The 26,083-nt window shown below is 70.6% G+C and carries 27 protein-coding genes; 20 read left to right on the plus strand and 7 right to left on the minus strand.

Annotated elements, in window-relative coordinates; genetic code table 11:
• Window positions 1–167: 167 nt before the first annotated feature.
• Window positions 168–914: a GNAT family N-acetyltransferase gene (locus DEU34_RS08540; protein ID WP_121149804.1), complete on the minus strand. Its 747-nt coding sequence runs from the start codon at window positions 912–914 to the stop codon at window positions 168–170.
• Window positions 915–1,069: 155 nt separating this feature from the next.
• On the opposite strand from DEU34_RS08540, the gene DEU34_RS08545 reads away from it, so the two are divergent.
• The 4 genes from DEU34_RS08545 (at window position 1,070) to DEU34_RS08560 (ending at window position 3,891) form a co-directional block, all read left to right on the plus strand.
• Complete coding sequence (locus tag DEU34_RS08545) at window positions 1,070–1,903, plus strand: DUF4397 domain-containing protein (RefSeq protein ID WP_121149805.1); 834 nt, start codon at window positions 1,070–1,072, stop codon at window positions 1,901–1,903.
• 227 nt (window positions 1,904–2,130) lie between these two features.
• Window positions 2,131–2,568: a class F sortase gene (locus tag DEU34_RS08550; RefSeq protein WP_259460089.1), complete on the plus strand. Its 438-nt coding sequence runs from the start codon at window positions 2,131–2,133 to the stop codon at window positions 2,566–2,568.
• A gap of 23 nt (window positions 2,569–2,591) precedes the next feature.
• Entirely contained in the window at window positions 2,592–3,155 is a 564-nt protein-coding gene (locus DEU34_RS08555; RefSeq protein ID WP_259460090.1) for an RNA polymerase sigma factor, read from the plus strand.
• Window positions 3,136–3,891 (plus strand): anti-sigma factor, encoded by a 756-nt coding sequence (locus DEU34_RS08560; protein WP_121149808.1) that lies wholly within the window; start codon window positions 3,136–3,138, stop codon window positions 3,889–3,891. The genes DEU34_RS08555 and DEU34_RS08560 overlap by 20 nt, the downstream gene beginning before the upstream one ends.
• 22 nt (window positions 3,892–3,913) lie before the next feature.
• Here DEU34_RS08560 and DEU34_RS08565 read toward each other — a convergent pair whose 3' ends face one another.
• Window positions 3,914–4,426 carry a hypothetical protein gene (locus DEU34_RS08565; protein WP_183042412.1) on the minus strand — a complete coding sequence of 171 codons (513 nt, stop codon included), beginning with the start codon at window positions 4,424–4,426 and terminating at the stop codon, window positions 3,914–3,916.
• 149 nt (window positions 4,427–4,575) lie between these two features.
• On the opposite strand from DEU34_RS08565, the gene DEU34_RS08570 reads away from it, so the two are divergent.
• The 3 genes from DEU34_RS08570 (at window position 4,576) to DEU34_RS08580 (ending at window position 7,205) form a co-directional block, all read left to right on the plus strand.
• A complete protein-coding gene (locus DEU34_RS08570) occupies window positions 4,576–6,279 on the plus strand; it encodes a long-chain-fatty-acid--CoA ligase (protein ID WP_183042413.1) in 1,704 nt (567 codons plus the stop codon).
• A 52-nt stretch (window positions 6,280–6,331) separates the two neighbouring features.
• A complete protein-coding gene (locus DEU34_RS08575; RefSeq protein WP_121149811.1) occupies window positions 6,332–6,868 on the plus strand; it encodes a MarR family winged helix-turn-helix transcriptional regulator in 537 nt (178 codons plus the stop codon).
• Between the two features lie 85 nt (window positions 6,869–6,953).
• Window positions 6,954–7,205 carry a hypothetical protein gene (locus DEU34_RS08580; protein WP_121149812.1) on the plus strand — a complete coding sequence of 84 codons (252 nt, stop codon included), beginning with the start codon at window positions 6,954–6,956 and terminating at the stop codon, window positions 7,203–7,205.
• Window positions 7,206–7,214: 9 nt separating this feature from the next.
• Here the strand turns inward: DEU34_RS08580 and DEU34_RS08585 are convergent, their stop codons facing one another.
• A complete protein-coding gene (locus DEU34_RS08585; protein WP_121149813.1) occupies window positions 7,215–7,535 on the minus strand; it encodes a hypothetical protein in 321 nt (106 codons plus the stop codon).
• A gap of 100 nt (window positions 7,536–7,635) precedes the next feature.
• Between DEU34_RS08585 and DEU34_RS08590 the strand changes: the two genes are divergently transcribed.
• Window positions 7,636–7,953 carry an ATP-dependent DNA ligase gene (locus tag DEU34_RS08590; protein ID WP_116647669.1) on the plus strand — a complete coding sequence of 106 codons (318 nt, stop codon included), beginning with the start codon at window positions 7,636–7,638 and terminating at the stop codon, window positions 7,951–7,953.
• Window positions 7,954–7,967: 14 nt separating this feature from the next.
• On the opposite strand, the gene DEU34_RS08595 is transcribed toward DEU34_RS08590, so the two are convergent.
• Window positions 7,968–8,306 (minus strand): hypothetical protein, encoded by a 339-nt coding sequence (locus DEU34_RS08595; RefSeq protein ID WP_121149814.1) that lies wholly within the window; start codon window positions 8,304–8,306, stop codon window positions 7,968–7,970.
• Between the two features lie 121 nt (window positions 8,307–8,427).
• Between DEU34_RS08595 and DEU34_RS16250 the strand changes: the two genes are divergently transcribed.
• On the plus strand, window positions 8,428–8,574 hold the full coding sequence (locus DEU34_RS16250; protein WP_183042414.1) for a hypothetical protein: 147 nt from the start codon (window positions 8,428–8,430) through the stop codon (window positions 8,572–8,574).
• Between the two features lie 9 nt (window positions 8,575–8,583).
• On the opposite strand, the gene DEU34_RS08600 is transcribed toward DEU34_RS16250, so the two are convergent.
• A complete protein-coding gene (locus DEU34_RS08600; RefSeq protein WP_121149815.1) occupies window positions 8,584–9,609 on the minus strand; it encodes a LacI family DNA-binding transcriptional regulator in 1,026 nt (341 codons plus the stop codon).
• Window positions 9,610–9,779: 170 nt separating this feature from the next.
• Here DEU34_RS08600 and DEU34_RS08605 point away from each other — a divergent pair, with 170 nt between their 5' ends.
• The 4 genes from DEU34_RS08605 (at window position 9,780) to DEU34_RS08620 (ending at window position 15,286) form a co-directional block, all read left to right on the plus strand.
• Window positions 9,780–11,069: an ABC transporter substrate-binding protein gene (locus DEU34_RS08605; RefSeq protein ID WP_121150538.1), complete on the plus strand. Its 1,290-nt coding sequence runs from the start codon at window positions 9,780–9,782 to the stop codon at window positions 11,067–11,069.
• Between the two features lie 10 nt (window positions 11,070–11,079).
• The gene (locus DEU34_RS08610) at window positions 11,080–12,099 is read left to right on the plus strand and encodes a carbohydrate ABC transporter permease (RefSeq protein WP_121149816.1); all 1,020 of its coding nucleotides are present in this window, start codon (window positions 11,080–11,082) and stop codon (window positions 12,097–12,099) included.
• Window positions 12,096–12,977: a carbohydrate ABC transporter permease gene (locus DEU34_RS08615; protein ID WP_121149817.1), complete on the plus strand. Its 882-nt coding sequence runs from the start codon at window positions 12,096–12,098 to the stop codon at window positions 12,975–12,977. The genes DEU34_RS08610 and DEU34_RS08615 overlap by 4 nt, the downstream gene beginning before the upstream one ends.
• Before the next feature lie 68 nt (window positions 12,978–13,045).
• Window positions 13,046–15,286 (plus strand): beta-glucosidase, encoded by a 2,241-nt coding sequence (locus DEU34_RS08620; RefSeq protein ID WP_121149818.1) that lies wholly within the window; start codon window positions 13,046–13,048, stop codon window positions 15,284–15,286.
• 6 nt (window positions 15,287–15,292) lie between these two features.
• Here DEU34_RS08620 and DEU34_RS08625 read toward each other — a convergent pair whose 3' ends face one another.
• Window positions 15,293–16,453 carry an ROK family transcriptional regulator gene (locus DEU34_RS08625; RefSeq protein ID WP_121149819.1) on the minus strand — a complete coding sequence of 387 codons (1,161 nt, stop codon included), beginning with the start codon at window positions 16,451–16,453 and terminating at the stop codon, window positions 15,293–15,295.
• Window positions 16,454–16,562: 109 nt separating this feature from the next.
• Here DEU34_RS08625 and xylA point away from each other — a divergent pair, with 109 nt between their 5' ends.
• A complete protein-coding gene (gene xylA, locus DEU34_RS08630) occupies window positions 16,563–17,753 on the plus strand; it encodes a xylose isomerase (protein ID WP_116647676.1) in 1,191 nt (396 codons plus the stop codon).
• A 100-nt stretch (window positions 17,754–17,853) separates the two neighbouring features.
• Entirely contained in the window at window positions 17,854–19,251 is a 1,398-nt protein-coding gene (gene xylB, locus DEU34_RS08635; protein ID WP_121149820.1) for a xylulokinase, read from the plus strand.
• A gap of 100 nt (window positions 19,252–19,351) precedes the next feature.
• Here the strand turns inward: xylB and DEU34_RS08640 are convergent, their stop codons facing one another.
• On the minus strand, window positions 19,352–19,924 hold the full coding sequence (locus tag DEU34_RS08640; protein WP_121149821.1) for a TetR/AcrR family transcriptional regulator: 573 nt from the start codon (window positions 19,922–19,924) through the stop codon (window positions 19,352–19,354).
• 106 nt (window positions 19,925–20,030) lie between these two features.
• On the opposite strand from DEU34_RS08640, the gene DEU34_RS08645 reads away from it, so the two are divergent.
• From DEU34_RS08645 to DEU34_RS08665, 5 genes are all read left to right on the plus strand, one after another.
• Window positions 20,031–22,541 carry an MMPL family transporter gene (locus DEU34_RS08645; RefSeq protein ID WP_121149822.1) on the plus strand — a complete coding sequence of 837 codons (2,511 nt, stop codon included), beginning with the start codon at window positions 20,031–20,033 and terminating at the stop codon, window positions 22,539–22,541.
• 131 nt (window positions 22,542–22,672) lie between these two features.
• Entirely contained in the window at window positions 22,673–23,347 is a 675-nt protein-coding gene (locus DEU34_RS08650; protein WP_121150540.1) for a GTP pyrophosphokinase family protein, read from the plus strand.
• Window positions 23,348–23,385: 38 nt separating this feature from the next.
• Window positions 23,386–24,246: a transposase gene (locus DEU34_RS08655; RefSeq protein WP_121149823.1), complete on the plus strand. Its 861-nt coding sequence runs from the start codon at window positions 23,386–23,388 to the stop codon at window positions 24,244–24,246.
• 39 nt (window positions 24,247–24,285) lie between these two features.
• Window positions 24,286–25,539 carry a cation:proton antiporter gene (locus tag DEU34_RS08660; protein ID WP_121149824.1) on the plus strand — a complete coding sequence of 418 codons (1,254 nt, stop codon included), beginning with the start codon at window positions 24,286–24,288 and terminating at the stop codon, window positions 25,537–25,539.
• Complete coding sequence (locus DEU34_RS08665; protein ID WP_121149825.1) at window positions 25,536–26,012, plus strand: glutaminase; 477 nt, start codon at window positions 25,536–25,538, stop codon at window positions 26,010–26,012. Before DEU34_RS08660 ends, DEU34_RS08665 begins: the two co-directional genes overlap by 4 nt.
• Window positions 26,013–26,083 lie beyond the last annotated feature (71 nt).

Consider the following 26,083-nt stretch of genomic DNA (forward strand, 5'->3'; position numbering starts at 1 on the left):
GCGCCGATGGTACTGCAGGGGGGACCCTGTGGGAGAGTAGGACACCGCCGGACTTCTTTTCAGTGAAATGGCCACCCAACGTTGGGTGGCCATTTCCATGTGCGGGCTGCTTAGCAGTCTGCGAGAAAGGCCCCGCCATCGGCGGGGCCTTTCTGCGTTAAGGCGCGCTACGTGCGCGCCACCGATGCATCGACGGGAGTGCGCACGCCCGCGAACGTCGTCGTGCGACGCAGCGCAAAGCCCAGACGCTCGTACGTCGCGATGGCATTCACGTTCGTCGCCGCGGCATGCATCATCGCGCGATCGCCACGCTCGCGGATGTGGAAGGCGACATCGAGGACGAGACGCGATGCGAGGCCGCGCCGACGGAACTCCGGGTCTGTCGACACCGCGCTGATCTCGGTCCACCCGGTGGGGTGCAGCCGCTCTCCGGCCATCGCCACGAGGTGCCCCTCCCGTCGAATGCCGACGTAGCGGCCGAGTTCATGCGTTCGAGGGCGGAAAGGTCCGGGCTGGTTCCGCTCCACGATGGCCAACATCTCGGCGACGTCGGCGGCCCCGAGTTCGACGGCCTCCTCATCGGGTCGGGCCTTCAGCGCCGGCGTCTCGATCAGCTGCACCCCTTCTCCGCGCCACATCACGTCCCATCCCGGCGGGAGGACGGGGTCGGCCCCGGAGAACCCGACCTCCCCGCCCGGACCGACGAGATCTATCAGCGCGTCCCACACCGCCGGGTCATCCCACGTTCGCACCGCCAGGAAGGGCGCGACGTCGTCGGGGTACTTCCGCACGAGGTCGTTGCCCAGGGCGAAATGAGCGTGCGGACCCGTGAGCGCGTGCCATGCCGGGTTGTCGAGGATTGTTGCGTCGGCCTCACGGGATACGTCGCCGGTCGCCGGAGAAGGAAGTGTCACGCTCCCAGCATCCGCGCCCGCCGTGCGCCTGGCAAACCGGCGCCTCCGCGCCGCGGAGATAACTCGAGAAATCTTCTCCTTCCTGCATCCGCCGAGGCCGCTCGGCCGGAAGTACTGGGTGCGGGTGTTCGGCCCGCTTCGATGAAGGAGGAAACGTGCGCAAGACACTCGCAGCCGGCGCGATCGCCGGTCTCGCCCTCGCGGCGGGCTTCGCAGCCCCCGCTCAGGCCATCTCGGCCACGACGGCCGATCTCTCCGTACTCCACGCCATCCCCGACACACCCGTAGACGTGTACGTCAACGGTGCGTTGACCCTCGACGACTTCCAGCCCGGCACCCTCGCAGGTCCGCTCGACCTCGCCGCGGGATCGTACGACATCGCCATCACGGCACCGGATGCTGCGGACGCCAGCGCCCCGATCCTCGAGGCCACCGTCGACCTGGCCGCCAACACGAGCTACACCGCCGTCGCTCACCTCACGGAGGCAGGTGCGCCCACGGTCACCCCGTTCGTCAATGACACCCAGACGACGGCGGCGGGCGAAGGGCGCCTCACGGTGCGCCACGTCGCCGCAGCCCCCTCGGTGGACATCCTCGCCGGTGGGTCGCCTGTCGTGGAAGGCCTCGTGAACCCGAAGGAGGCGACCCTCGACCTCCCCGTCGGAACCGTCTCGGCGGCGGTCGCCCTCGCCGGCACCACCGACCCCGTGATCGGCCCGGCAGACGTCGCCATCCAGGACGGCGTGCTGACGGTGGTCTACGCCTGGGGCAGCGCGGCGGACGGCAACCTCGCCCTTGCCACGCAGACCGTGACCGTCGGTCACACCGTGCCGGGCGCCGTCATCTCGGGTACCGCCGGGTACGCGGCACAGCGGGACGCTGCCACGCAGGGTCTGTGGGCGATCGGATTCGCAGCGATCGCGGGTGCCGTAGCGGTAGCCGCCACCGCCGTCGTCCGACGCTCGCGCGGTGCGAAGCACACCGTCTGACCTGCCACTGAGACCGGAGAGCCCTTCCCATGAACCTGCGACGCACAGCTCCCCTCGCATTGGTTCTCGTGCTCTCCGCCTGTGCGCCCGCCCCGACCCCCCTCGGGGCGGGCGCACCCACTGCCTCCGCGTCGATCCCGTCCGCGACTCCCTCAGCCCCGGTCGTCGACGTCCCCCGCGTCGACAGCTCACTGCGCGCTCCCCGTGCTGCAGTGCCCCCGGTGCGGGTGAGCATCGCGGACGCGCGGGTCGACGTGGAGGTGGTCCCCGTCGGTGTCGAGACCGGCGGGTTCATGGAGCTGCCCGTCGACCCGGCGATCGCCGGGTGGTACCGGTTCGGCTCAGACCCGTGGAGCCCGGACGGCAACACCGTGATCTCGGCGCACATCGACGCGCCGGACTATCCGATCGGCCCGTTCGCGGCGCTGCGCGACCTCGCGCCGGACACGCAGATCGAGGTCGTCGGACAGGATGGCCGGAGCGCTCTGTACGCGGTCGAATCGGTGACCTACTATCCGAAAGACGTCCTGCCGACCGAAGAGCTCTTCGCGCGGCAGGCCACGAACGATCTCGTACTGATCACGTGCGGCGGGGAGTTCGACAGCCGGACGGGCCATTACGACGACAACGTCGTGGTCATCGCGGCGCCGGTGGCTGCGCGATGACCAGACAGGGAGGCCGGGACCCCGTGGCAGACCCCGACGGCGAGCTCTCGACGGAGGAGGCGTTCGTCGCGGGCGACGAGATCGCTCTGGCCCACGCCTATCGGCGATGGTCGCCCGTGGTCTATACCCTCGCGATCCGCTCGCTGGGCGACCGCACCGATGCCGAAGACGTCACGCAGAAGACGTTCGTCTCGGCGTGGACGTCGAGAACGACGTACGACCCGGCGCGGGCGCGGCTGTCGACCTGGATCATCGCGATAGCCAAGCGCCGAATCGCCGACATGCACGAGGCCCGACGCCGCATCCGTGCGCTGCAGGAGGAGCTGCAGCGCGTGACGAGCCCGGACGACCTGAGGGCGTCGGCGCCGGTCGATCTCGGAGACACACTACTTGTGGCACAGGAGATCGATCGCCTGGAACCCGATGCTCGGAGAGTGATGAGGCTGGCGTTCTTCGACGACCTGACCCACGACGAGATCTCCCGCCGCATCGGGATGCCGCTGGGTACCGTCAAGAGTCATATCCGCCGCAGCCTGGAACGCATGCGCACTCGACTGGAGGTGACACATGGAGCACATCGATCCTGAGCTGCTCGCGCTCATCGCGCTCGGCGAGCCTGTTGCGACATCGGAGACCGATCGGCATCTCGACGCGTGCGACGAGTGCGCCGACAACCTCGCCGGTCTCCGCCGTGCGGCGCTCGCCGGGAGGGCGACCCTCGACGCCGGCGATCTCGAGCGTCCGAGGGAGGTCGTCTGGGAGCGCATCGCCGCCGAGCTCGCGCTCGGGAGATCCGCTGTGCCGGCTGCGCCCGTCCCCGACGCGGCGCCTACCACGCCCGCCCCGGCGCCGCCCCGAGCCGCTGCGAGCAGGCACTCTGCCAAGCGTCGGCGCCCCGGTCGCAGCTGGGGGCTCGCTGCCGCCGCGCTCCTCGTCGCCGGCGCGGGTCTGGGAACCTGGGCGTGGACCAGTTCCACGACGCCCACGGAGGTCGCGCAGGCATCCCTCGCCGCGTTCCCCGATCATCCCGGCGCACGGGGCTCCGCGGTCGTGGAGGAGAATCCGGACGGCTCACGGTTCGTGCGCGTCGAGGTCTCCGCGGATGCGGCGCCCGACACCTACCGGGAGGTATGGCTCATCGCCGCCGACGCGTCAGAGCTGGTCAGCCTCGGTGTGCTCGACGACGACGCGGGCACCCTGACCGTGCCCGCCGGTGTGGACCTCGCTCGCTTCCCGGTGGTCGATGTCTCGCAGGAGCCCGTGGACGGGGACCCCGACCACTCGGGCGACTCGATCGTGCGTGGCGAGCTCTCCTTCTCCTGACGTCGGCCCCGCGTGAGCGATGTCAGGGGGTGCCTGCGGGGAGGACCCGCACCCATCCCGTCTCCATGAGGTCGGTGTCGGTGAAGCTCAGCTGCACGACCCCGTCATAGCCCGTGACGGTGAACGTGCTGCGGTACGGCTCGTCGCACCGGATCGACGACGACGTCAGGTTCCGGCGATCGTCGCCGGCGACGGCCGTCTCGACCTTGTAGGCGGCGCGGGTGCCGGTGCACGCTCCTTCCACGGTGTAGATGCCACCGTCGGTCACCGTGTCCTCCGCGATCGAGCTCGCGCTGGGGATCCCGTCCGCACCCGTCACGAACTCGGCGCGGGCCACCTCGCCCTCGGAGACCCCGGGGATGACGAGCGAGGTGGGTTCAGGAGACGCCCGGGGCGATGAGGGCGGCGCCACCGGGGGAGGGGTGGTGGCGGAATCCGGGTCGGTCGAGCCGCCCGCCGTGCAGGCGGCGAGGAGCACCGCGAGCGGGAGGAGGGAGACGGCCGGCCGCTGCCGACGCTTCCGTATGTCCGTCATCCCTCCACGCTAGGCAGGCCTGCGCCGACCGCAACCCCCTGTCGTGTGCGCGGGGACCCTGCACGTGCGACCGCGAAGCGCAAGCGAATGCGACGTGCACCCTGGCCGCCTACCCTGGAATTCCGCAGCTACCCCAGGGAGGCCCGCCCGTGGCTACGTCCAATCCGCACGAGTCGAAGGTCTGGCTCGCCGCCTATGCGCCGGGGGTTCCCTCTGAGATCGACGAGGTCGTCGAAACGCTCCCCGACATGATCGAGGCGAGCGTGAAGACGCACGGCAAGGCTCCGGCCCTGGAGTTCTTCGGCGCCGTCACCTCGTACCGCGATCTGGGCGACCAGATCGAACGGGCCGCCGAGGGGCTGTGTCGCCTGGGTGTCGTCGCGGGCGATCGGGTCGCTCTCATCCTCCCGAACTGCCCCCAGCACGTCGTCGCGTTCTACGCGGTGCTGCGCCTGGGCGCGATCGTCGTCGAGCACAATCCGCTCTACACCCCGCGGGAGCTGCGTCACCAGTTCGAGGACCACGAGGCGAGATTCGCCATCGTCTGGGACAAGGTCTACGACGTCGTCGACGACTTCCCCCAGGACGTCCGGCCGGAGCAGATCGTCGCGGTCGACATGACCGAGGCCTTCCCGTGGTCCAAGCGTGTGGCGCTGCGCCTCCCGGTGGCGAAGGCCCGCGCGGCGCGGGCGAAGCTCACGGCGAAGCCGCGGGCGAAGCATCCCGTCTCGTGGGCCTCGCTCGTCGAGGGCCGTCGCCTTCCGCGGCGCACACCGCGCCCGTCCGTCGACGACATCGCGCTGCTGCAGTACACCAGCGGCACGACGGGATCGCCGAAGGGGGCGATCCTCACCCACGGCAACCTGCGGGCGAACGCCATGCAGGGGCGGGCGTGGGTGCCGGGCCTGCGAGAGGGCGAGGAGACGTTCTACGGCGTGCTGCCGCTGTTCCACGCCTACGGCATGACCCTCTGCCTCACGTTCGCGATGAGCATCGGGGCACGCGTGGTCCTTTTCCCCACCTTCGACGTGTCGTTGGTATCGGATGCGGCGAAGAAGAGCCCGCCGACCTTCTTGCCCGCCGTGCCGCCGATCTACGATCAGCTCTCCCGTGCGTCCGCCCAGGGGTCGATCGACCTGACATCGGTGAGGTTCGCCATCTCGGGGGCGATGAGCCTGCCGGTCGCGACCGTCGAGAGGTGGGAGGAGGCCACCGGCGGTCTGCTCGTCGAGGGGTACGGCATGACCGAGACCTCGCCCGTCGCCCTCGGCAACCCCATCGGCCCCTCGCGACGCCCGGGGACGGTCGGGGTTCCGTTCCCGAGCACCGAGATCCGGGTGGTGGACCCCGAGGATCCGTCGGTCGACGTGGAGCCCGGCGAGCCGGGCGAGCTGCTCATCCGGGGGCCCCAGGTGTTCCAGGGCTACTGGCGTCGTCCGGGGGAGTCGGCCGACTCTCTCCTCGAGGGCGGGTGGGTGCGCTCCGGCGACATCGTCACCGTCGCGCCCGACGGTTTCGTCACGATCGTCGACCGCCTCAAGGAGCTCATCATCACGGGAGGCTTCAACGTGTCGCCGACCGAGGTCGAGGAGACGCTGCAACAGCACCCCGACGTCGCCGACGCCGCCGTCGTCGCCCTCCCGCGACGTGACGGCGGAGAGATCGTCGCCGCGGCGGTCGTGCTGCGACCCGGCGCGACGATCGACGTCACCACCCTGCGTGACTTCTGCCGCACTCGCCTGGCGGCCTACAAGGTACCCAAGCGTGTCTTCGTCGTCGAGGATCTGCCGCGCTCGCTCATCGGCAAGGTGCTGCGGCGCGAGGTGCGTACGCGGCTGCTCGGCGAGGCCTGAAGCGGTAGGCGTCCGCCGGTCCTCCCGTCGAGCGCTGGCATAGGATTTTGACGTGGAACATCGACAGACCGACTCGCGCTACTGGTACGGCGCGACAGAAGCGGAGCAGCGCCAGCGCGCCGTCGAGGTGCTCCAGGCCTTCCGCCTGTACCGCGCCGCCGAGGTCGCGATGCGTCGTCGCACCCGCGACTCGATGTCGATGGGCGAGAACGAACTGCTCGTCCTCCGGTACCTCCTGAAGGCCGCACGCGAGGGCCGACAGGTCTCCCCGAGCGAGCTGACCCGCTACCTCGGCGTCTCGACCGCCTCGACCACCGCCATCGTCGACCGCCTCGAGCGGTCGAACCACGTCGTCCGGGTGCCTCACCCCACCGACCGCCGCAGCGTCCGCGTCGTGGCCACCGCCCGCTCCGACGAAGAGGTGCGCGCGACGCTCGGCGACATGCACGAGCGCATGATGGCCGCCGTCATCGACATGACGCCGGAGGAGAGCGCCGCCGTGGTGTCGTGCCTCTCCCGTCTGCAGGACGCCGTCGACCGGGTGGACGCGCACCCGGCCGATGACGAGGCATCCGACCTTCTGCCCTGAGGTCGAGAGGCGAGCAAGAAGCTCGCTTGACTAGGCATCGAAATAACATTCGATTGTCGGCTTGCGCCGTGGAACCATGGGTCACATGGAGACCCGGAGAGCGGATGCGGCGACGCCGGCTCCCTCGGTCGACGACGGGCACGTCGTCATCGAGGGTGTGGAGGTCGTGCCGTTCGCGACGGTCGTCTCACGTCTGTGCGTGGACTACCCGAGCGTGTCGGTCACGAGGATCGAGACGATTCTCATGCGCGAGTGGGAGGCGTTCACGGCCGGTCGGCCGCTCGTCGTGCCGGCAGCGCTCGAGGGCGGCGTGCGCGAGATGCTCGACGAGCGCTGACGGCTCTGCTCAGGAGGAGCGGCTGTTGCCGTCGGTGGGTTCGGCCACGAGCATGAGGCCGCCGGAGGAGTTCGCCGATGCGGCCAGTTCCTCGATCCACGTCCGGCTCAGCAGCGCGGGCTCGGGGTCGTCGAAGACGAAGCGCAGAGGGATCGACGGATGCAGCCAGACGGTGCTGCGCCCCGGCTCGGCATCGTCGGTGTGCGTCCACGAGAGGGTGAAGCTCTCGCCCCTGCGCAACTTGGTCGCGATGACAACCTTGAGGTGCGCGAGAGCGCGGTCCTCGATCTCGATCGGTGCCGAGGAGTCTCCGTAGTAGATCGTTCCCACCCGGCAAAGCTACCGTGTCGTCTTCTCCTGCACGGGGGCCTTGCGAGCGGTGCGTCGGGATGGCAAGGGGGTCGGCGTCGACGACGGGTAGGCTCGCCACATGGGCAGATTCATCTACGACACGATGGCGAACTCGGTCGACATCGATGACCGCACGCTGGCGCACCTCCGCATCGTGGTGATGAACAAGCTGCGTCGCTCGGAGTCGTTCATGTTCGACATCGAGGTGGGCGACGGCAGCGGCAGGCGGAGCTTCTGGATGCACCCCTCGGTGCCGATCCAGTTCCACTTCTTCGGCAGCCGCAGCCCGCGCATCAACCGGGCCTGGGTCGAGGAGCTGATGCTCGTCGCCAGTGGGCCCAACGGACTCGCGATCGTGCCGGAGCCCTCGGAAGACGCCTTCGTCGAAGAGGGCTGACGCCGCGGTCGACCTCAGCTCGCTGTGGGCTCTGGAGCGGTCTCTGCGGTGACGTCGAAGAGCTCGGAGACGAGCATGATCCCGCCGGAGGAGCTGGCGGAGTTGGCGAGCTCCTCCACCCACTCCCGGCTCAGGAGCGCGGGTTCGGGGTCGTCGAAGACGAAGCGCAGGGGGATGGACGGGTGCAGCCACAGGGTGCTGCGGCCGCGCGGCTGATCATCGGGATGACGCCAGGAGAGGGTGAAGCTCTCGCCACGGCGGAGCTTGGTGGCGATCACGACCTTCAGATGCGCAAGCGCGCGATCTTCGATCTGGATGGGAGTCGCCGACCCGCCGTAGTAGATGGTGCCCATACGGCTCACCCTAACGGGCCGTGCGAACGGATGCGTATCGCCTCCCAGCTTGTCAAGGGGACCGGCCTCGCGCGGGGCGGGGTGTCATTGTGGGGTGATGACCGGAAGGGAGAACCCGGCTGTGACCACGCACCCTGGCCCCACGGCGTCCGATAACGACGGACACCCCAATGACTCGACCGACCCCGCGGATGTCTTCGCGGGCCTGATGGCCATCGACGTCATCGACGGCGAGCTCGTTCCCCGTCGCGTGCGCGTACCCCGCTGAACCCGTCGATCAGACGATCGTCCGCGCAGCGACGGCGCCGCGCGGAGGCGCTGTCGTCGCGCGCGGAACCAGACGCGTCGGCAGCTCGACGTGCGTCTGCTCAGGGGTCTGCCCCGACATCAGCGCGACCAGCATCGCGGCAGCCGTCGCACCGAGCCGCTGCATCGGCTGGCGGACGGTCGTGAGAGGGATGGCCGACTGCGACGCATCGGGGATGTCGTCGAACCCGATCACCGACAGGTCGTCGGGAACGCGGATGCCGAGCTGCTCCGCCACGCGGATGAGCCCGAGCGCCGATACGTCGTTGGCCGCGAAGACGGCGGTCGGGGGCCGGTCGGTCTCCAGAAGGATGCGGGCCTCGACGGCCACCGCGTCGGCGAGGTAGCTGCCGACCCGCGTGAGGCGCGGATCGTGGGGGAGGCCGGCGTCGGAGAGTGCTCGACGGTACCCCGCTTCGCGCAGGATGGACGAGCGCAGGTCGGGGCGGCCGGCGAGGAATCCGATGCGCGTGTGGCCGAGCTCCGCGAGATAGCTGGTCGCCTGATGAGCGCCGGCGAAGCTGTCGGATTCGACCGTCGGGAGATCGGCGTGACCGGTGTGCGGGTCGACCGCGACGATCGGCACCTCGGTGTTCACCTCGAGCACGGTGGGGGTGACCATGATGACGCCGTCGATCAGCGTGCCACTGAGGCGGCTGAGCGAACGGCGCTCCCACCCCTGGTCGGAGTGCTGTCGGGAGCCGCTGTAGGCGAGGAGGTCGTAGTGCGTCTCGCGCAGGCCCCAGCCCACGCCCTTGAGGATCTCGGCGCTGAAGGGTTCGAAGTCGGCGACGAGCACCCCGATCACCCCGGTGCGCCTCGATCTCATGCTGCTGGCGACGAGGCTCGACTCGTATCCGAGGTCGGACACCGCCTGGAGCACGCGCGCGGCGGTCTCCTCGGCCACCCCGTACCGGCCGTTCACGGCCTTCGATACCGTCGCGACCGAGACGCCCGCCGCCGCGGCCACGTCGTGGATCGTCGCTCGTCTTGCCATGAGACCTGATCCTAGGACCTTTGAAAATGATTTCGAAAACGTTTGACGGTCACACCATGCCGGGTGACACTGGACGCGTCCGCAGGCCCTCGCACCGCATCACCGGCCCGGATAGGACCCGGCGGCTCGATGACAGAGCACGCACTCAACGAAGAGAACAGGTGGATCACATGAAGCTCAGCAGAATCGGGGCAGGCGTCGCCGTCGCCCTCACCGGAGCGCTCGCGCTCGCCGGATGCTCCGGAGGCGGCTCGGAGTCCGCCGACGGAAGCGTCTCGATGACCCTCTGGCACAACTCCTCGACCGGTCCCGGCCAGGAGTTCTGGAAGAAGACGGTCGCCGATTTCGAAGCGGCCAACCCCGGCGTGACGATCGAGATCCAGGCGCTGCAGAACGAGGAGCTCGACGGCAAGCTGCAGACGGCTCTCAACTCGGGCGATGCGCCCGACCTGTTCCTCCAGCGCGGCGGCGGGAAGATGGCGGCCATGGTCGAGGCAGGTCAGATCAAGGACCTCACCGGGCTGCTCTCGGACACCGCCACCGGCGAGATCCCCCAGACGACGTTCGATTCCGCGAGCATCATCGACGACAAGGTCTACTCGATGCCGGTGGCCGTCCTCCCCGGCGGCATCTTCTACAGCCAGGACCTGTTCGATGCCGCGGGGATCGAGGGCACTCCCGAGACCATCGCCGACCTCGAGTCGGATGTCGAAGCGCTCAAGGCCACCGGGGTCGCCCCGATCGCCCTCGGCGGCAAGGACGCCTGGCCGGCCGCCCACTGGTACTACTTCTTCGCTCTCCGCGCGTGCAGCGCCGACGCCATGGCCCAGGCGGACGCCGAGAAGAACTTCGACGACCCGTGCTGGCTCGAAGCCGCCGAGAACCTCGAGGACTTCGCCGCCACCGAGCCGTACAACCAGGGCTTCCTCTCGACGGCCGCCCAGCAGGGCGCCGGGTCGTCGGCGGGTCTGCTGGCCAACCACCAGGCCGCCATGGAGCTCATGGGTGCCTGGAACCCCGGGGTCATCAGCTCGCTGACGCCCGATCAGGCACCGCTGGCCGATCTCGCCTGGTTCCCGTTCCCGGCGGTCTCCGGAGGAGACGGCGAGCCCGGTGCGATCCTCGGCGGCATCGACGGATATTCCTGCTCGGTCGACGCCCCCGACGCCTGCGTCGACTTCCTGAACTACCTCGCCACGGCTGACGTGCAGGTGGAGTACTACAAGGCCTTCGCCGCCCCGCCGGTGAACACGGTCGCACAGGAGTCGGTCACCGAGTCGTACCTGCAGCAGATCATCGAGGCCTACAACGAGGCGCCGTTCGTCTCGCAGTGGCTCGACACCGTCTACGGCCAGAACGTCGGCAACGCGCTCAACGTCGCGGTCGTCGACCTTCTCGCCGGACAGAGCGGCCCGCAGGATCTCGTCGACGCGGTGAACGCCGCCGCTGCGAAGGGCTAGGACCCACCGAATGCACGTCCGCGAGACATCGACCTCGGAGACGCAGGCTCCGGTCGAGGTCGCGGGGCACGGCGGGGGCGACGGCACACCGTCGCTCCCGCCGGTCGGCCGGCGCCCGAAGGGCATCGGCTGGAGGGGGCGCATCGAGATCGCGCTCCTCGTCGGGCCCGCGCTCCTCGTCTTCCTCGGCTTCGTCATCTTCCCCGTCGTCGCCGCCGCCTATTACGGCTTCTTCAACTGGAAGGGCTACGGGGCGCCGACCGACTTCGTCGGCTTCGACAACTACCTGATCATCCTTCAGGACACGAACTTCCACGAAGCCCTCGGCCACAACGCGTTCATCGTCGTCGCCTCGCTGGTGCTGCAGGGGCCGGTGGCTCTCGTGCTCGCGCTGCTTCTGAACCGTCGGATGCGCGGACAGTCGATCATCCGCGTGCTCATCTTCGTCCCCTACGTCATCGCCGAAGTGGTGGTCGGGGTCGGGTGGAGCCTCATGCTCCAGCAGCAGGGCGCACTGAACGGTCTGCTGGAGAACCTCGGGCTCAGCAGCCTCGAGCAGGACTGGCTCGCGAATCCGTCGATCGCCATCTGGACACTGATGGTCATCATCACGTGGAAGTACGTCGGCTTCGCCGTCATCCTCTTCCTCGCCGGCCTCCAGGGCATCCCCGAGGAACTGTCCGAGGCGGCCGCGATCGACGGCGCGTCGTACTGGCAGATCCAGTGGCGCATCACGCTGCCGCTGCTCGGGCCGACGCTGCGCATCTGGGCGTTCCTGTCGATCATCGGCTCACTGCAGCTGTTCGATCTCGTCTACATCATCTGGGGCCAGTACGTGGCCTCCACGGCGGGTACGTCCACGATGGCGACCTACATGGTCTCCGAGGGACGCAACGCCGGCAACTACGGCTACGGCAACGCCGTCGCCGTCGTCATCTTCGTGATCTCGCTCGTCGTCGCGCTGATCTATCAGCGCTTCGTGCTGCGGCGCGACACGCAGGGCGCACTGACCGGAGGGAAACGCCGATGAGCACTGCGACAGCCGTCGTGACGACGCGCACCGGCGCGCGGAAGACCCGCGACCGCCCGAAGCTCCCCTGGGGGAACCCGTTCGTCTACTTCCTCGCGCTCGTGGTGATCGCGTTGCTCCTGGCGCCCGTCGCCTACATCGTGCTCGGCGGATTCCGCTCGAACTCGCAGATCACCACCGACCCGGCGGGATTCCCCGGGCCGTGGCTCGTGGAGAACTATCTCAGCGTGCTGCAGGGCGGGGTCTTCTGGCGGCAGGTGCTCAACTCCGCCATCGCCGCCCTCACGACGACGGCCGGCGCGGTCATCCTCGGCCTCATGGCGAGCTACGTGCTCGCGCGCTACCGGTTCCGCGGGCGCGGAGTGCTCTACGCGCTCTTCGCCGCCGGTCTGATGTTCCCGATCACGGTGGCGATCACACCGCTGTACATCGTGGTGCGCAACCTCGGACTGATGAACTCGCTGCCCGGGGTGATCCTGCCGCAGATCGCGTTCGCGCTGCCGACGACGATCATCATCCTCGTGCCCTTCCTCCGCGCCATTCCCGACGAGATCGAGGAGGCCGCCTTCATCGATGGAGCGAGCCGCATCGGATTCTTCTGGCGGATGGTCATCCCGTTGTCGATGCCCGGGGTCATCACCACCGGCATCCTCGCGTTCATCGGCAGCTGGAACAGCTATCTGCTGCCGCTGTTCATCTTGAACAACGAGGCGACATTCACACTGCCGTTGGGGGTACAGGCGTTCTCGTCGCAGTACTCCGTCGACACCGCGCGAGTGCTCGCCTTCACGTCGCTGTCGATGATCCCGGCGCTGGTGTTCTTCAGCCTGTTCGAGCGCCGCATCGTCGGCGGACTGACCGGCGCGGTCAAGGGCTGAGAGGGCTCGCAGTGATAGATCCGACGACTCCCGGCCCTTCGCCGCGCATACGCGCGCTGTGGGCGCAGATGACACTCGACGAGAAGCTCGCCCAGCTGGTGGGATTCTGGGTCGACCAGGGCGACGAGGTCGTCGCGCCGATGGCGGGCGAGATGGCCACGGCCACGACGTACGCCGACGCCACCGTGCACGGCCTGGGACACCTCACCCGCGTCTACGGCACGCGGCCGGTCGACCCGGTCGAGCGCGCCGCGTGGCTGTGGGGCGAGCAGAGGCGACTCAAGACCGAGACGCGCCTGGGCATCCCCGCGCTCGTGCACGAGGAGTGCCTGACGGGGTTGGCGGCGTGGAAGGCCGCGACCTTCCCGACGCCGCTCGCGTGGGGCGCGGCGTTCGACCCCGATCTCGTCGAGGAGATGGGCCGCGCGATCGGTGAATCGATGCAGGAGCTGGGGATCCATCAGGGCCTCGCGCCGGTGCTCGACGTCGTGCGCGATCCCCGGTGGGGGCGGGTGGACGAATGCATCGGCGAAGACCCGTACCTCGTCGGAACGGTGGGGTCCGCCTACGTGCGGGGCCTCCAGAGCACCGGTGTGCACGCCACGCTCAAGCACTTCGTGGGGTACTCGGCATCGCAGGCGGGGCGCAACCACGCCCCGGTGCACGCCGGTCCTCGGGAGATCGCCGACGTCTTCCTCCCGCCGTTCGAGATGGCGATCCGCGACGGTGGGGCGCGCTCGGTCATGAACTCCTACGCCGAGATCGACGGCGAGCCCGTCGGAGCCACCCCGCGCTACCTCGAGGGGATCCTTCGCGAGCAGTGGGGCTTCGACGGCGTCGTCGTCTCGGACTACTTCTCGGTGGCTTTCCTGCACTCGATGCACGCGGTCGCCGCCGACCTGGGGGCGGCGGCCGAACTCGCTCTGCGGGCCGGCATCGACGTGGAGCTCCCCACCGGTGATGCGTTCCTCGCGCCCCTCGCAGAGGGCGTGCGCTCGGGGCGCATCGACGAGGCGCTGGTCGACCGGGCGGTGATCCGAGTGCTCACGCAGAAGGAGCAGCTGGGCCTGCTCGACGAGACGTTCGCCGATCCTCCGACCTCGGTCGACCTCGACACCCCGGAGCTCCGCGACATCGCCCGACGCCTCGCGGAGGAGTCGGTCGTGCTGCTCGCCAACGACGGGACGCTGCCCGTGACCGGGCCGCGGCGGGTCGCCGTCATCGGCCCGAACGCGGCAGCATCCGAGCCCCTGATGGGCTGCTACTCGTTCGTCAACCATGTGCTCGCCCACCACCCCGGCACCCCTCTCGGCATCGAGATCCCGACCGTGCTCGACGCCCTGCGGCTCGAGTTCGCCGGCGCGGAGATCGTCGCGGCGGCCGGATGCGATGTCGAGGGCACCGACCGAACGGGCTTCGCCGAGGCCGAGAGGATCGCGCGCGAGGCCGACATCGCGATCGTCGTCGTCGGCGACCGGGCCGGTCTCTTCGGCCGCGGAACAGTCGGTGAGGGCAACGATCGCGAGAGCCTCGATCTGCCGGGGCAGCAGCGAGAGCTGGTCGAGATGCTCGTCGCCACCGGGACGCCGGTGGTCGCGGTGCTGCTCACCGGTCGTCCCTATGCCATCGACTGGGCGTTCAGCGGCGACCGCCGCCCCGCCGCCGTGCTGCAGGCGTTCTTCCCCGGTGAGGCCGGCGGCGAGGCCATCGCCGCTGTTCTCTCGGGACGTGTGAACCCGTCGGGGCATCTGCCGGTGTCGCTGCCGCGCTCAGCCGGGGCGCAGCCGTTCAGCTACCTGCATCCGATCCTGGGCGGAGACTCGGAGATCACCAGCGCCGCCAGCTCCCCGACGCTGCCGTTCGGTCACGGCCTCGGCTACACCACGTTCGAGCGACGCGATCTCAGCGTCGACGACCAGGTGCGTGCCGGGGCGTCGTTCTCGGCCGCGGTGACGGTCCGCAACACCGGGGCCGTCACGGGCACCGAGCTGGTGCAGCTCTACGCGCGCGATCTGTTCGCGAGCGTCACCCGCCCCGTGGCGCAGCTCATCGGCTATCGGCGCGTGGAGCTCGCCCCGGGAGAGGAGGTGCGGGTCGTGTTCGAGGTTCCCACGACGCGTCTGGCCTTCAGCGATGCGTCGATGCGCCGCATCGTCGAGCCCGGTGACGTCGAGCTGTGGGTGGGTCCCTCCTGCAGCGAGAAGGAGACCACGGCCCGGCTGGACATCGTCGGCGACGTGCACGAGGTCACGCCCGCCGACGCGCGGCTCGTGATCGCCCGCGTCGATCGTGTGTCGGTGTCAGTCTGAGCGGATTCAGGCGGGCGAGGGGGCGCGCAGGAGTTCGGCGAAGGCGATCTCGGCGGCGCCGATGAGCAGTCGGTCCTCGGCGAGCACCGCGAGCCGCAGCTCGAGGGCGTCGGCCACGCCGGGCATCGACTGCGCCCGCACGCCCTCGACGAGGGCGGGGATCGCGTCGGCGGCGATCGTCGCGAGGAACCCGCCGAGCACCACCACGGCCGGGTTCACGACGTTGACGGCGTTGGCGAGGGCGGTGACGAGGATGCGGCGCTGCCGTGCGACCTCCTCGGCCACGCCGGGCTCCGTCGCCGAGGCGAGGGCCGCCGCCAGGGTCGGCTCGTCGGAGTTCTCCAAGCCCACCGCCGCGAGCAGCCGCGAACGGCTGACCTCGTCTTCGAGCACACCCTCGGTCGCGCGGCGGTCGGCGCCGGCCGCGGGACGGTTCTGGCCGAACTCGCCCGCGTAGCCGTCGGCGCCGCCGACGGGCACCCCGTGAACGATCAAGCCGCCGCCGATGCCGCTCGCCCCGCCGTTGAGGTAGATGACGTCGTCGGCGCCTCGAGCGGCGCCGAAGAGGTGCTCGGCCAGTGCCCCGAGGCTGGCGTCGTTGCCGACCGCGGCGTGCAGGCCCGTGGCGTCGGCGACGAGGTCGCGCAGCGGCGCGTCGGCCCATCCGAGGTGCGGGGCGAGCCGCACGAGTCCGTCGGCGGAGCGCACGAGCCCCGGCACGGCGAGCCCGATGCCCTCGATGCGGCTGTCGCGCAGAGCGCCGGCGCGCCATCCGTCGAGGTGCGTCGCGACGAGGGCGGCGGTCTCCTCGGGCGTGGGAGGCCCCGCGGTCTCGATGCGGTCGCGCGCGACCACGCGGCGGTCGAGGCCGACGGCGGCGATCGTGGTCGCGTCGACCTCGGGGTGAACAGCGATGGCGACTACGCGGCCGTCGGGGGCCACGACGGGGGAGGGGCGCCCGACACGGCCGAGCGAGTCGGGGGCGAGCTCTTCGACGAGGCCCGCATCGACGAGCTCGCCGACGAGCGCGGCGATCGTGGAGCGGTTCAATCCGGTCGCCTCGGTGAGCGCGGCGCGCGACCGCGGCCCGTCGACGTGCACGAGGCGGAGGATGCGGGACAGATTGGCCCGCCGGACGCCGTCGCCCCTCGCTGCCGCTTCGCTCACGTCTCTACTGTGCCAGAGGACGGCCGCCGCGACGGCACTGGACGCGGTCGGTCGGATGGATTAGGTTGTTAAGGCCAACATATTTGTTCGAGGTCGAGCAGGAGCCCCCATGACCACCCCCACCCGCGCTGACAAGTTCTCCTTCGGTCTCTGGACCGTCGGCTACAACGGAACCGACCCCTTCGGCGGTCCCACCCGCCCCGCCCTCGACGTGGTGCACGCCGTGGAGAAGCTCGCCGAACTGGGCGCCTACGGCCTCACGTTCCACGACGACGACCTGTTCGCGTTCGGGTCGACCGACGCCGAGCGCCAGACGCAGATCGACCGCCTCAAGGGCGCGCTCTCCGACACCGGCCTGATCGTCCCGATGGTCACGACGAACCTCTTCAGCGCCCCCGTCTTCAAGGACGGCGGCTTCACCTCCAACGACCGCGACGTGCGTCGCTACGCCCTGCGCAAGGTCTTCCGCCAGCTCGACCTCGGCGCCGAGCTCGGCGCGAAGACGTTCGTCATGTGGGGCGGCCGCGAGGGCGCCGAGTACGACTCGGCCAAGGACATCCGTGCCGCCCTCGAGCGCTACCGCGAGGCCGTGAACCTGCTGGGCGACTACGTCACCGACAAGGGCTACGACATCCGGTTCGCCATCGAGCCCAAGCCCAACGAGCCCCGCGGCGACATCCTGCTGCCGACCCTCGGCCACGCGATCGCCTTCATCGACTCGCTCGAGCGCCCCGAGCTCGTCGGCGTCAACCCCGAGGTCGGCCACGAGCAGATGGCCGGGCTGAACTTCTCCGCCGGCATCGCTCAGGCGCTGTACCACGGCAAGCTCTTCCACATCGACCTCAACGGACAGCGCGGCATCAAGTACGACCAGGACCTGGTCTTCGGTCACGGCGACCTGCACAACGCGTTCGCTCTGGTCGACCTGCTCGAGAACGGCGGCCCGGGCGGCGTTCCCGCGTACGACGGCCCGCGCCACTTCGACTACAAGCCGAGCCGCACCGAGGACGAGACGGGCGTGTGGGATTCGGCCAAGGCCAACATGCACACCTACCTGCTGCTGAAGGAGCGCGCCGCGGCCTTCCGCGCCGACCCCGAGGTGCAGGAGGCGCTCGCCGCCGCGAAGGTCGCCGAGCTGTCGCAGCCCACCCTCAACGAGGGCGAGACCTACGACGACTTCCTCGCCGACCGCTCGGCGTACGAGGACTTCGACGCCGATGCGTACCTCGGCGGACACGGCTTCGGCTTCGTGCGCCTGCAGCAGCTCGCAACCGAGCACCTGCTCGGCGCCCGCGGCTGACGCCGCATCCGCCACCCATCGAGAGTCCAAGACACCCGGGCGCGACCATCGCGCCGCCCGGGTGTCTTGGGCTTTCAGTCGAGATAAGAAGGAGAGCGCGATGACGCTCGTGGCAGGAGTCGATTCGTCGACGCAATCGTGCAAGGTCGTCGTGGTGGATGCTGCGACGGGGCTCATCGTGCGGGAGGGGCGGGCGTCGCATCCCGAGGGCACCGAGGTCGATCCCGAGGCGTGGTGGACGGCCCTGCAGTCGGCCATCGCCGACGCGGGCGGCTTCGCCGACGTCGCTGCGGTGTCGATCGCAGGACAGCAGCACGGCATGGTCGTGCTCGATGCCGACGGTCGGGTGATCCGGCCCGCGCTGCTGTGGAACGACACGCGTTCGGGCCGGGCGGCCGCCGACCTCGTCGCGGAGGTGGGCGCCGACGAGTACGCGCGCCGCACCGGGGTGGTGCCGGTGGCCTCGTTCACCGCGACGAAGCTCCGCTGGCTGCGCGACGCCGAGCCCGAGGCGGCCGCCCGCGTGGCCGCCGTCGCGCTGCCGCACGACTGGCTGACCTGGCGCCTGCGGGGCTACGGTCCCGAGCGGCCCGACCTCGAGGCGCTGACGACCGACAGGTCGGATGCGTCGGGCACGGCCTACTGGGGAGCCGCCGGCTACGACCGCGATCTGCTCGTGCGGGCGCTCGGCCACGACGCGGTGCTGCCGCGCGTGCTCGACCCGCAGGAGAGCGCGGGGACCACCGCCGAGGGCGCCGTCGTCGCCGCGGGCGCCGGCGACAACGCCGGAGCTGCCCTCGGGCTCGACGCGAAGCCCGGCGACGTGGTCGTCTCGCTCGGCACGTCGGGCACGGTGTTCGCCGTCACCGAGGACGCCGTGACGGATGCGTCGGGGACCGTCGCCGGGTTCGCCGACGCCGCCGGGGGCTATCTGCCGCTGGTCGCCACGCTGAACGCTGCCCGCGTGCTCGACGCCACGTCGCGCCTGCTCGGCGTCACGCACGAGCAGCTGGGCGCCCTCGCCCTGCAGGCCGAGCCCGGTGCGGGCGGAATGGTGCTCGTCCCGTGGTTCGAGGGCGAGCGCACGCCGAACCTGCCGGGGGCGCGGGCATCGATCTCGGGGCTGTCTCTGGCGAACACCACGCGATCCGATCTCGCGCGCGCGGCGATCGAGGGCATGCTTGCGGGCCTGGCGACCGGGCTCGACGCGATCCGCTCGCTCGGTGTGGAGGCGCGACGCGTGCTGCTCGTGGGGGGTGCGGCGCGCAACGAGGGCGTCGCCGTCATCGCCGGGCAGGTCTTCGACGCGCCCGTCGCGGTGCCGTCGCCGGGGGAGTATGTGGCGCTCGGGGCCGCGCGTCAGGCGGCGTGGGCGCTCACGGGAGCACGCCCGGGTTGGCCGGTGGCGATCGACCGCGAACCTCCGCACGACACGCGTCGCAGCATCCGTTCCCGCTACGACGAGATCGCCGCGCTGCGCGCCGCCGAGTCGCGCTGACGCTCCTTCGCCGCCGACGGTGCCCGTTTCGGCCGAACGTGCCCGCTTTTTTGGGCGCCGATGGCAGGAACGGGCACTCTCGGCGACGGCGCGCTGAGGCTCAGCGTCCGAGCACCGCGTCGAGGAGGCGCTCGGCGTCGCCGGGGGCGACCGGCTCGCGGCTCAGGGCGCGCAGCAGTACCGCACCGATGAGCGCCTCGGCGAGCTCTTCGACGGGGGCGTCGGGCGGCAGGTTCGAGGTCGTGCCGATCGCCGCCGTGAGGCGCGCCGAGAGCGAGTCGGCGCGGAAGAGCGCGTCGCGAAGGCGTCGACCCACGTCGGCGTTCTCGGCGGCGGCGCCGATCAGCGAGCGCAGGATGCTCTCGCCCTGCTCGCTGCCGAGATAGCCGAAGATCTCTCCCAGCCAGCTCGCGAGGTCGCGTCGGACGTCACCGGTGTGCGGCAGCTGGAATCGCCCGGGAACGAGCATCCCCTCGAGGAGGCACTCCGCCGTCACGGCGCCCTTTGAGGGCCACCAGCGGTAGATCGTCTGCTTGCCGACACCCGCGCGAGCGGCGATGCCCTCCATCGTGAGGTGGTCGTAGCCGCGCTCGGCGATGAGGGCGGCGGTCGCCTCGAGGATCGACAGGCGCGCGGCTTCGCTGCGCACGGGTCCGCTGCGGGGGAGGGGCATACGGGCTACTCTCACTGAAGACGAGACGGTCCGTGTTATCTTAGCCACGCTTATCGGAGTCGAGGCGCCTCCTCCGTGGGGTCTGCCCGCGGATCAGAGGACGACAATGGCCGAGCTGCTTCACCGCCTGGGAACCTTCGCCGCGCGCCGCGCGTGGACGGTGATCATCGCGTGGTTGGTGATCCTCGGGATCGCCGGCGCCGGCTTCGCCGTCGGCTTCAAGGGGCTCAGCTCCAGCTTCGACATCCCGGGCACCGCCTCGGGCGACGTCATCGCCCAGCTGCAGGAAGACCTGCCCGACTTCAGCGGCGCCTCGGGCCAGGTCGTCTTCCACACCACCGACGGATCGCCGTTCACCGACGCGCAGCGCGCCGACATCACCTCCCTCGCCGAGTCGGCCACCGACCTCCCCGACGTCGCCGACGTCATCGACCCGTTCGCCGCCGCGCAGCAGCTCGCCGATCAGGCCGCCCAGGTCACCGATGGGCAGGCCCAGATCGACGACGCCCGCGCGCAGGCCCAGAACGGTCAGACCCAGCTCGACGCCGGCCGCGCCCAGCTCGAGGCGGGCCAGGCCCAGCTCGACGCGGCGAGGGCGCAGGCCGAAGCGGCCGGGTTCCCCACGGCCCAGATCGACGCGCAGCAGGCGCAGCTCGACGCGCAGCGTGCGCAGCTCGACGCCCAGCAGCAGCAGCTGACTGACGGGCTCGCCGCGATCGACGCGAACGAGGCCGAGCTCCAGCGCGGCGCGGAGCTGCTCTCGCTCGCCGACGGGATCGGCGTGCTGTCGGCCGACGGCGCCACGGCTCTCGTGAACGTCTCGTTCACCGAGCCCCGGCTCGAGCTCTCCCAGGAGTCGAAGGATGCTGTGGTCGACCACTTCGCGTCCGCACCCGTCGACGGGGTCGAGGTCGCCTTCTCCACCGACATCTCACAGGGCGTGCCGGAGATCCTCGGCGTCGGCGAGGTCGTGGGCGTCGCGATCGCCGCGATCGTGCTGGTCATCGTGCTCGGATCGCTCCTCGCCGCCGCGTTCCCCCTCGTCACCGCGATCGTGGGGGTCGGTATCGGCGCGATGGCGACACTGTCGTTCTCGGGCGTCGTGCAGATGGCCTCGGTCACCCCGATCCTCGGGGTGATGCTCGGGCTCGCGGTCGGCATCGACTACTCGCTCTTCATCCTCTACCGCCACCGCAAGCAGCTCCTGCAGGGCGCCGATGTGCGCGAGTCGATCGGGCTCGCCAACGGCACCGCGGGCAACGCCGTGGTCTTCGCCGGCACCACGGTGATCGTGGCGCTCCTCGCGCTCAACATCACCGGCATCCCGTTCCTCGGTCTGATGGGCACAGCCGGGGCGATCAGCGTCGCGGTGGCGGTGCTGATCGCGGTTTCCCTCACCCCGGCGCTGCTGGGGCTCGCCGGCACCCGCGTGCTCGCCCGCCGCGCCCGCACCCGCGCCGAGGCCGCGGCCGCAGCATCCGCCGCCGGAGAGCCCGAGGCCCCCCGCACCCGCGTGCGTCCGATGTCGACCCTGCGGGCGGTCGTGACCTCCGTCGTCGCCGTGGTGGTGCTCCTCGTCGTCGCGATCCCCGCGCTGTCGATGCGCCTGGGTCTGCCCGACGGCGGCTCCGAGGCCGAGGACTCCACCGCGTACCGCGCCTACACGCTCACGCAGGACGCCTTCGGCGAGGGCGTGAACGGACCGCTGCTCGTGGTCGCGACCTTCCCCGACGGACTCGACGCCGACCAGGTGCTCGACGCGCAGCTGGACGTCGCCCGCACGCTCGCCGATCAGGACGCCGTCGTCGCGGTCGCCCCGGTGGCCGTCTCGGACGACAACCGCATCGGCGCGTTCCAGGTCGTCCCCGCCGAGGGCCCGAACAGCGTCTCGACCGAGACGCTCGTGCGCGACCTCCGGCAGCTCCCGCCCGTCGACGGTGACATCGCGCTCGGGGTCGCCGGTCAGGCGGCGATCAACATCGACATCTCGGAGGGGCTCGCCGACGTGCTGCCGATCTACCTCGTCGTGGTGGTCGGGCTGTCGTTCCTCATCATGATCATGGTGTTCCGCTCGATCCTCGTTCCGCTCATCGCCACCGCCGGGTTCGTGCTGTCGCTGTTCGCCACCTACGGCGCGGTGACCGCGGTGTTCCAATGGGGCTGGTTCGCCGACCTGCTCGGCGTGCACAACCCCGGGCCGATCCTGAGCTTCCTGCCGGTGATCCTCGTCGGCATCCTCTTCGGTCTGGCGATGGACTACCAGCTGTTCCTCGCCACCGGCATGCGCGAGGCGTACATGCACGGAGCTCCCGCACGTCTCGCCGTCGCGCAGGGCTTCCGGGCCGGTCGCACGGTGGTCATCGCCGCGGCGCTGATCATGATCGCGGTCTTCGGCGGGTTCATCACGAGCGAATCGGTGATCATCAAATCGATGGGTCTCGGACTCTCGCTCGGCGTGCTGTTCGACGCGTTCATCGTGCGGATGTTGCTGATGCCCGCGGTCATGCACCTGCTGGGCCGCTCGGCGTGGTGGTTGCCGCGCTGGCTCGACAGGATCACCCCGAACGTCGACGTCGAGGGGTCGGCGCTGGAGCGCCGCCACCCCGTTCACCACTGACCTGCGCGCCGAGAGTGCCCGTTTCCGCCGAGGGTGCCGCCGTTTTCGGGCACGAAGGGCGGAAACGGGCACCCTCGGCGGCGGACTCACCTCACAGCCCCCTCGTAACCGTCATCGATAGCGTGGAGACCATGCCCGAGCGCGACGAGCAGCAGATCACCGTCTCGGCCACGGCGCTGCGCGCGATGCGCGACGAGTTCCAGCGCTTCCTCATGGAGTACCGCTTCGGACTGCAGGAGATCGAGACGAAGATCTCGATCCTCCGCGAGGAGTTCGAGGAGGTGCACGACTACAACCCGATCGAACACGTCTCGGGCCGCGTGAAGTCGCCCGACAGCCTCGCGGAGAAGGTGCGGCGCAAGGGCGTCGACGCCGATTTCGACAGCATCCGCTCATCGATCACCGACATCGCCGGCGTGCGCATCACGTGCAGCTTCACCACCGACGCCTACCGGTTGTTCGATCTGCTCACGCAGCAGGACGACATCACGGTCATCAGCGTCAAGGACTACATCGCCGAGCCCAAGCCCAACGGGTACAAGAGCCTGCACGCGATCGTCACGGTGCCGGTCTTCCTGTCGACGGGCCGCGTCGACGTTCCGGTGGAGGTGCAGTTCCGCACGATCGCCATGGATTTCTGGGCGAGCCTCGAGCACAAGATCTATTACAAGTACGACCGCCTCGTGCCCGACGAACTGCTCGCCGGACTCAAGGATGCTGCCGACACGGCCGCCGAGCTCGACCAGCGCATGGAGCGGCTGCATCGTGAGATCCGCGGCGGCGCACCCGGGGTCGTCTCGATCTGACCCGGGCCGGCCGGGGCCGGGTGGCGCACAATGGGGGCATGGTGAGCACCGCCGCGCCCGGCGACGTCGATACGGTCGCCGACGACCTCTACGCCGTCACGCCCGGCGAGTTCACCTCCGCGCGCAACGCGCGCGCCGCAGCTGCCACCGGCCCGCTGGCGGCGCAGATCAAGGCCCTGCGCAAGCCCACGGTCGCCGCGTGGGCGGTGAACCTCCTCGTCCGCGACGGCCAGCTGGGGCAGGCCGTCGAGCTCTCGCAGGCGCTGCGCGAGGCGCAGGACGACCTCGATGCCGCGGAACTCGCCCGCCTCGGCACGCAGCGGCGCGCTCTCGTGGCGGGGCTCGCCCGGCGCGCGGCCGAGCTCGCCGGTGACGCCGGGACGACGCTCAGCCCGGCCGCGCGCGACGACGTGGAGAAGACGGTGAACGCGGCGGTGGTGGATGCTGCTGCTGCCGCCGCCGTGCTGACGGGGCGGCTCGTGCGCACCCTGGAGGCGAACGGGTTCGGCGGGGCGTCGCCGCCCGACGACCTCGTCGCAGGATCGGTGCCGGGTCTCGCGCCGGCGGCTCCGGCGCGCTCGCGCGACGACCTCGCCGAGCGTCGGCGTCGCAAGGCCGCGGAGGCCGCCGCGCGAGAGGCGCAGCGCGCCGCCGCCGACGCCGACCGCGAGCTCGCGCGGGCGCAGGAGCGCCGGGCGAAGCGGCGGGAGCGGGCCGACCGCCTCCACGAGCGCGTGGAGGACCTGCGCGGCGAACTGGCGCGGATGACGGCCGACGCGCAGGCGGCCGACGAGGAGGTCGCCCGCATCGACGAAGAGCACGACCGGCTCGTGGAGCGGTCGAGAAAGGCCGCGAAGGAGGCCGAGCGGGCCGCGGCGGCCGTTCCCGACGCGGACTGAACACGTGTCCGGCGCTCGCGCCCTCGCTAAGGTGTGCCCATGGCGCTCCTCGACGCGGGATTCTTCCTCCTCCCGCTGCTCGCGGTGCTCGCCCCGCTCGCCGCCCGGGGTCTCGGTCGATGGGTGCGCGTGCCCATCGTCGTGTTCGAACTGGCCCTCGGCATCATCGTCGGCCCGAGTGTGCTCGGGTGGATCGCGCCGTCCGACATCGTGGGCATCTTCGCCTCGTTCGGCCTCGCCATGCTCTTCTTCATGGCCGGGAACGAGATCGACTTCGCCGCCCTCCGCGGACGGTCGGGGGCGCGGGCCGGTGCGGGATGGGTGCTGAGCCTTGCGGCGGGCGTGGGGATCGGGTGGCTCGTCGCGCCCGGTGAACCCGCCGTCTTCATCGGGATCGCGCTGGCGTCGACCGCGCTCGGCGCGCTCATGCCGATCCTCCGCGACGCCGGGGAGCTGGGCACCCCCTGGGGGCGCGCGGTCACCGCGGTGGGGGCCGTGGGCGAGTTCGGTCCGCTCGTGGCCATCTCGCTCTTCCTCGGCACCCGCGACTTCGGCACCGCGTCGATCGTCCTGGGCGTGTTCGTCGTCGTCGCGGCGGGGGCGGTCTTCGTCGCCGCGCGGTTCGAGCACGGACGCATCCACCGCCTCGTGAATGCGACCCTCCACACATCGGGTCAGATGGCGGTGCGGATCGTCTTCCTCACCGTCGGCGCGCTGGTCGCACTGAGCATCGCGCTGCAGCTCGACATGCTGCTCGGCGCCTTCGTCGCCGGCGTGCTGTGGAAGCTCGTCATGCGCAACGCCCGTCCGCCGTTGCGCGAGGCGGTGGACAGCAAGGTGGAGGCCGTGGCCTTCGGATTCCTCGTTCCGGTCTTCTTCCTCTACACCGGCATCACCTTCGACCTGCAGGCGATGGTGTCCTCGCCGCGCACGATCGTCCTGGTCCCGGTGTTCCTCGTCGCCCTCCTCGTCGTCAGGGGCGTCCCGGCCTCCTTCGTCGCGCCCGCCGGTTCCTCCCGCCGTGACCGTCTCGCGCTCGGGATGCTGGGGGCCACGGCCCTTCCCATCGTGGTCGCCGTCACCGGCATCGGCGTGGCCGACGGGACCCTGGATTCGGGCACGGCCGCGGCGCTCGTCGGAGCCGCGATGCTGTCGGTGCTGCTCTACCCCTTCCTCGGCATGGCGATGCGCGGAGACCGATCGGTCGTGACGAAGCCCGCCTTCGACCCCGTCGTGCTCGATGCCCGTCCTGCCACGCGCACCCGCCGCGCCGACGAGGAGGGCCTGCGGTGATCGCCGACATCCTGCACGCCGCTCGCCGCCGTCTCGACGGTGCGCCGAAGGAGGCGCTCGGTGAACTGCGTGCTCCCCGGCCGATCCTCGGCATCGCCCGTGCCCCGCGCATCGTGCCGGTGGGGGAGGCGTGGCACCTGGGCGTGCTGCTCCTCGCCGACGAGCAGCTCGCCGCGACCGGTCGGATCGTGCGGGCCCGCGAGGAGGCCCGGCGCGGCTACACGGCCGAGTCGCAACGCGAGCGCGCCGCGCTCGCCGCTGCGGCCTTCCGCGGTGGTTTCGGCGAGGGGAGCACCGTGCACGTCGACTGGCACCCCATCGATGTCGATGCCCTGGACGCTGCGAGCTCACCCGTCGCCCTCGTCGACGGGCAGCCCATGGTGCGCTGGAGCGCGACCGGCGGCCTCCTGCCACTGGATCGCTACCTCGACGAACGCATCGAGCTGCTGCAGCATCCGCCCGAGCGCGCCTGAGGCCTACTCGACGACCCCCGTCCCGTCAACGGCCTCCCCCCGGACGGAGTCGTTCCGGTCCCTCGGCTATC

Source organism: Microbacterium sp. AG1240, assembly GCF_003635115.1.
In the GTDB taxonomy this organism is placed as follows: Bacteria; Actinomycetota; Actinomycetes; order Actinomycetales; family Microbacteriaceae; genus Microbacterium.

Coding starts and splice junctions, on each gene's coding strand:
- DEU34_RS08560 (WP_121149808.1), top strand. CDS start 3,136: ATGGAGCACATCGATCCTGAGCTGCTCGCGCTCATCGCGCTCGGCGAG.
- DEU34_RS08565 (WP_183042412.1), bottom strand. CDS start 4,426: ATGACGGACATACGGAAGCGTCGGCAGCGGCCGGCCGTCTCCCTCCTC.
- DEU34_RS08580 (WP_121149812.1), top strand. CDS start 6,954: ATGGAGACCCGGAGAGCGGATGCGGCGACGCCGGCTCCCTCGGTCGAC.
- DEU34_RS08590 (WP_116647669.1), top strand. CDS start 7,636: ATGGGCAGATTCATCTACGACACGATGGCGAACTCGGTCGACATCGAT.
- DEU34_RS08595 (WP_121149814.1), bottom strand. CDS start 8,306: ATGGGCACCATCTACTACGGCGGGTCGGCGACTCCCATCCAGATCGAA.
- DEU34_RS08600 (WP_121149815.1), bottom strand. CDS start 9,609: ATGGCAAGACGAGCGACGATCCACGACGTGGCCGCGGCGGCGGGCGTC.
- DEU34_RS08605 (WP_121150538.1), top strand. CDS start 9,780: ATGAAGCTCAGCAGAATCGGGGCAGGCGTCGCCGTCGCCCTCACCGGA.
- DEU34_RS08610 (WP_121149816.1), top strand. CDS start 11,080: ATGCACGTCCGCGAGACATCGACCTCGGAGACGCAGGCTCCGGTCGAG.
- DEU34_RS08615 (WP_121149817.1), top strand. CDS start 12,096: ATGAGCACTGCGACAGCCGTCGTGACGACGCGCACCGGCGCGCGGAAG.
- DEU34_RS08620 (WP_121149818.1), top strand. CDS start 13,046: ATGACACTCGACGAGAAGCTCGCCCAGCTGGTGGGATTCTGGGTCGAC.
- xylA (WP_116647676.1), top strand. CDS start 16,563: ATGACCACCCCCACCCGCGCTGACAAGTTCTCCTTCGGTCTCTGGACC.
- xylB (WP_121149820.1), top strand. CDS start 17,854: ATGACGCTCGTGGCAGGAGTCGATTCGTCGACGCAATCGTGCAAGGTC.
- DEU34_RS08640 (WP_121149821.1), bottom strand. CDS start 19,924: ATGCCCCTCCCCCGCAGCGGACCCGTGCGCAGCGAAGCCGCGCGCCTG.
- DEU34_RS08645 (WP_121149822.1), top strand. CDS start 20,031: ATGGCCGAGCTGCTTCACCGCCTGGGAACCTTCGCCGCGCGCCGCGCG.
- DEU34_RS08650 (WP_121150540.1), top strand. CDS start 22,673: ATGCCCGAGCGCGACGAGCAGCAGATCACCGTCTCGGCCACGGCGCTG.
- DEU34_RS08655 (WP_121149823.1), top strand. CDS start 23,386: ATGGTGAGCACCGCCGCGCCCGGCGACGTCGATACGGTCGCCGACGAC.
- DEU34_RS08660 (WP_121149824.1), top strand. CDS start 24,286: ATGGCGCTCCTCGACGCGGGATTCTTCCTCCTCCCGCTGCTCGCGGTG.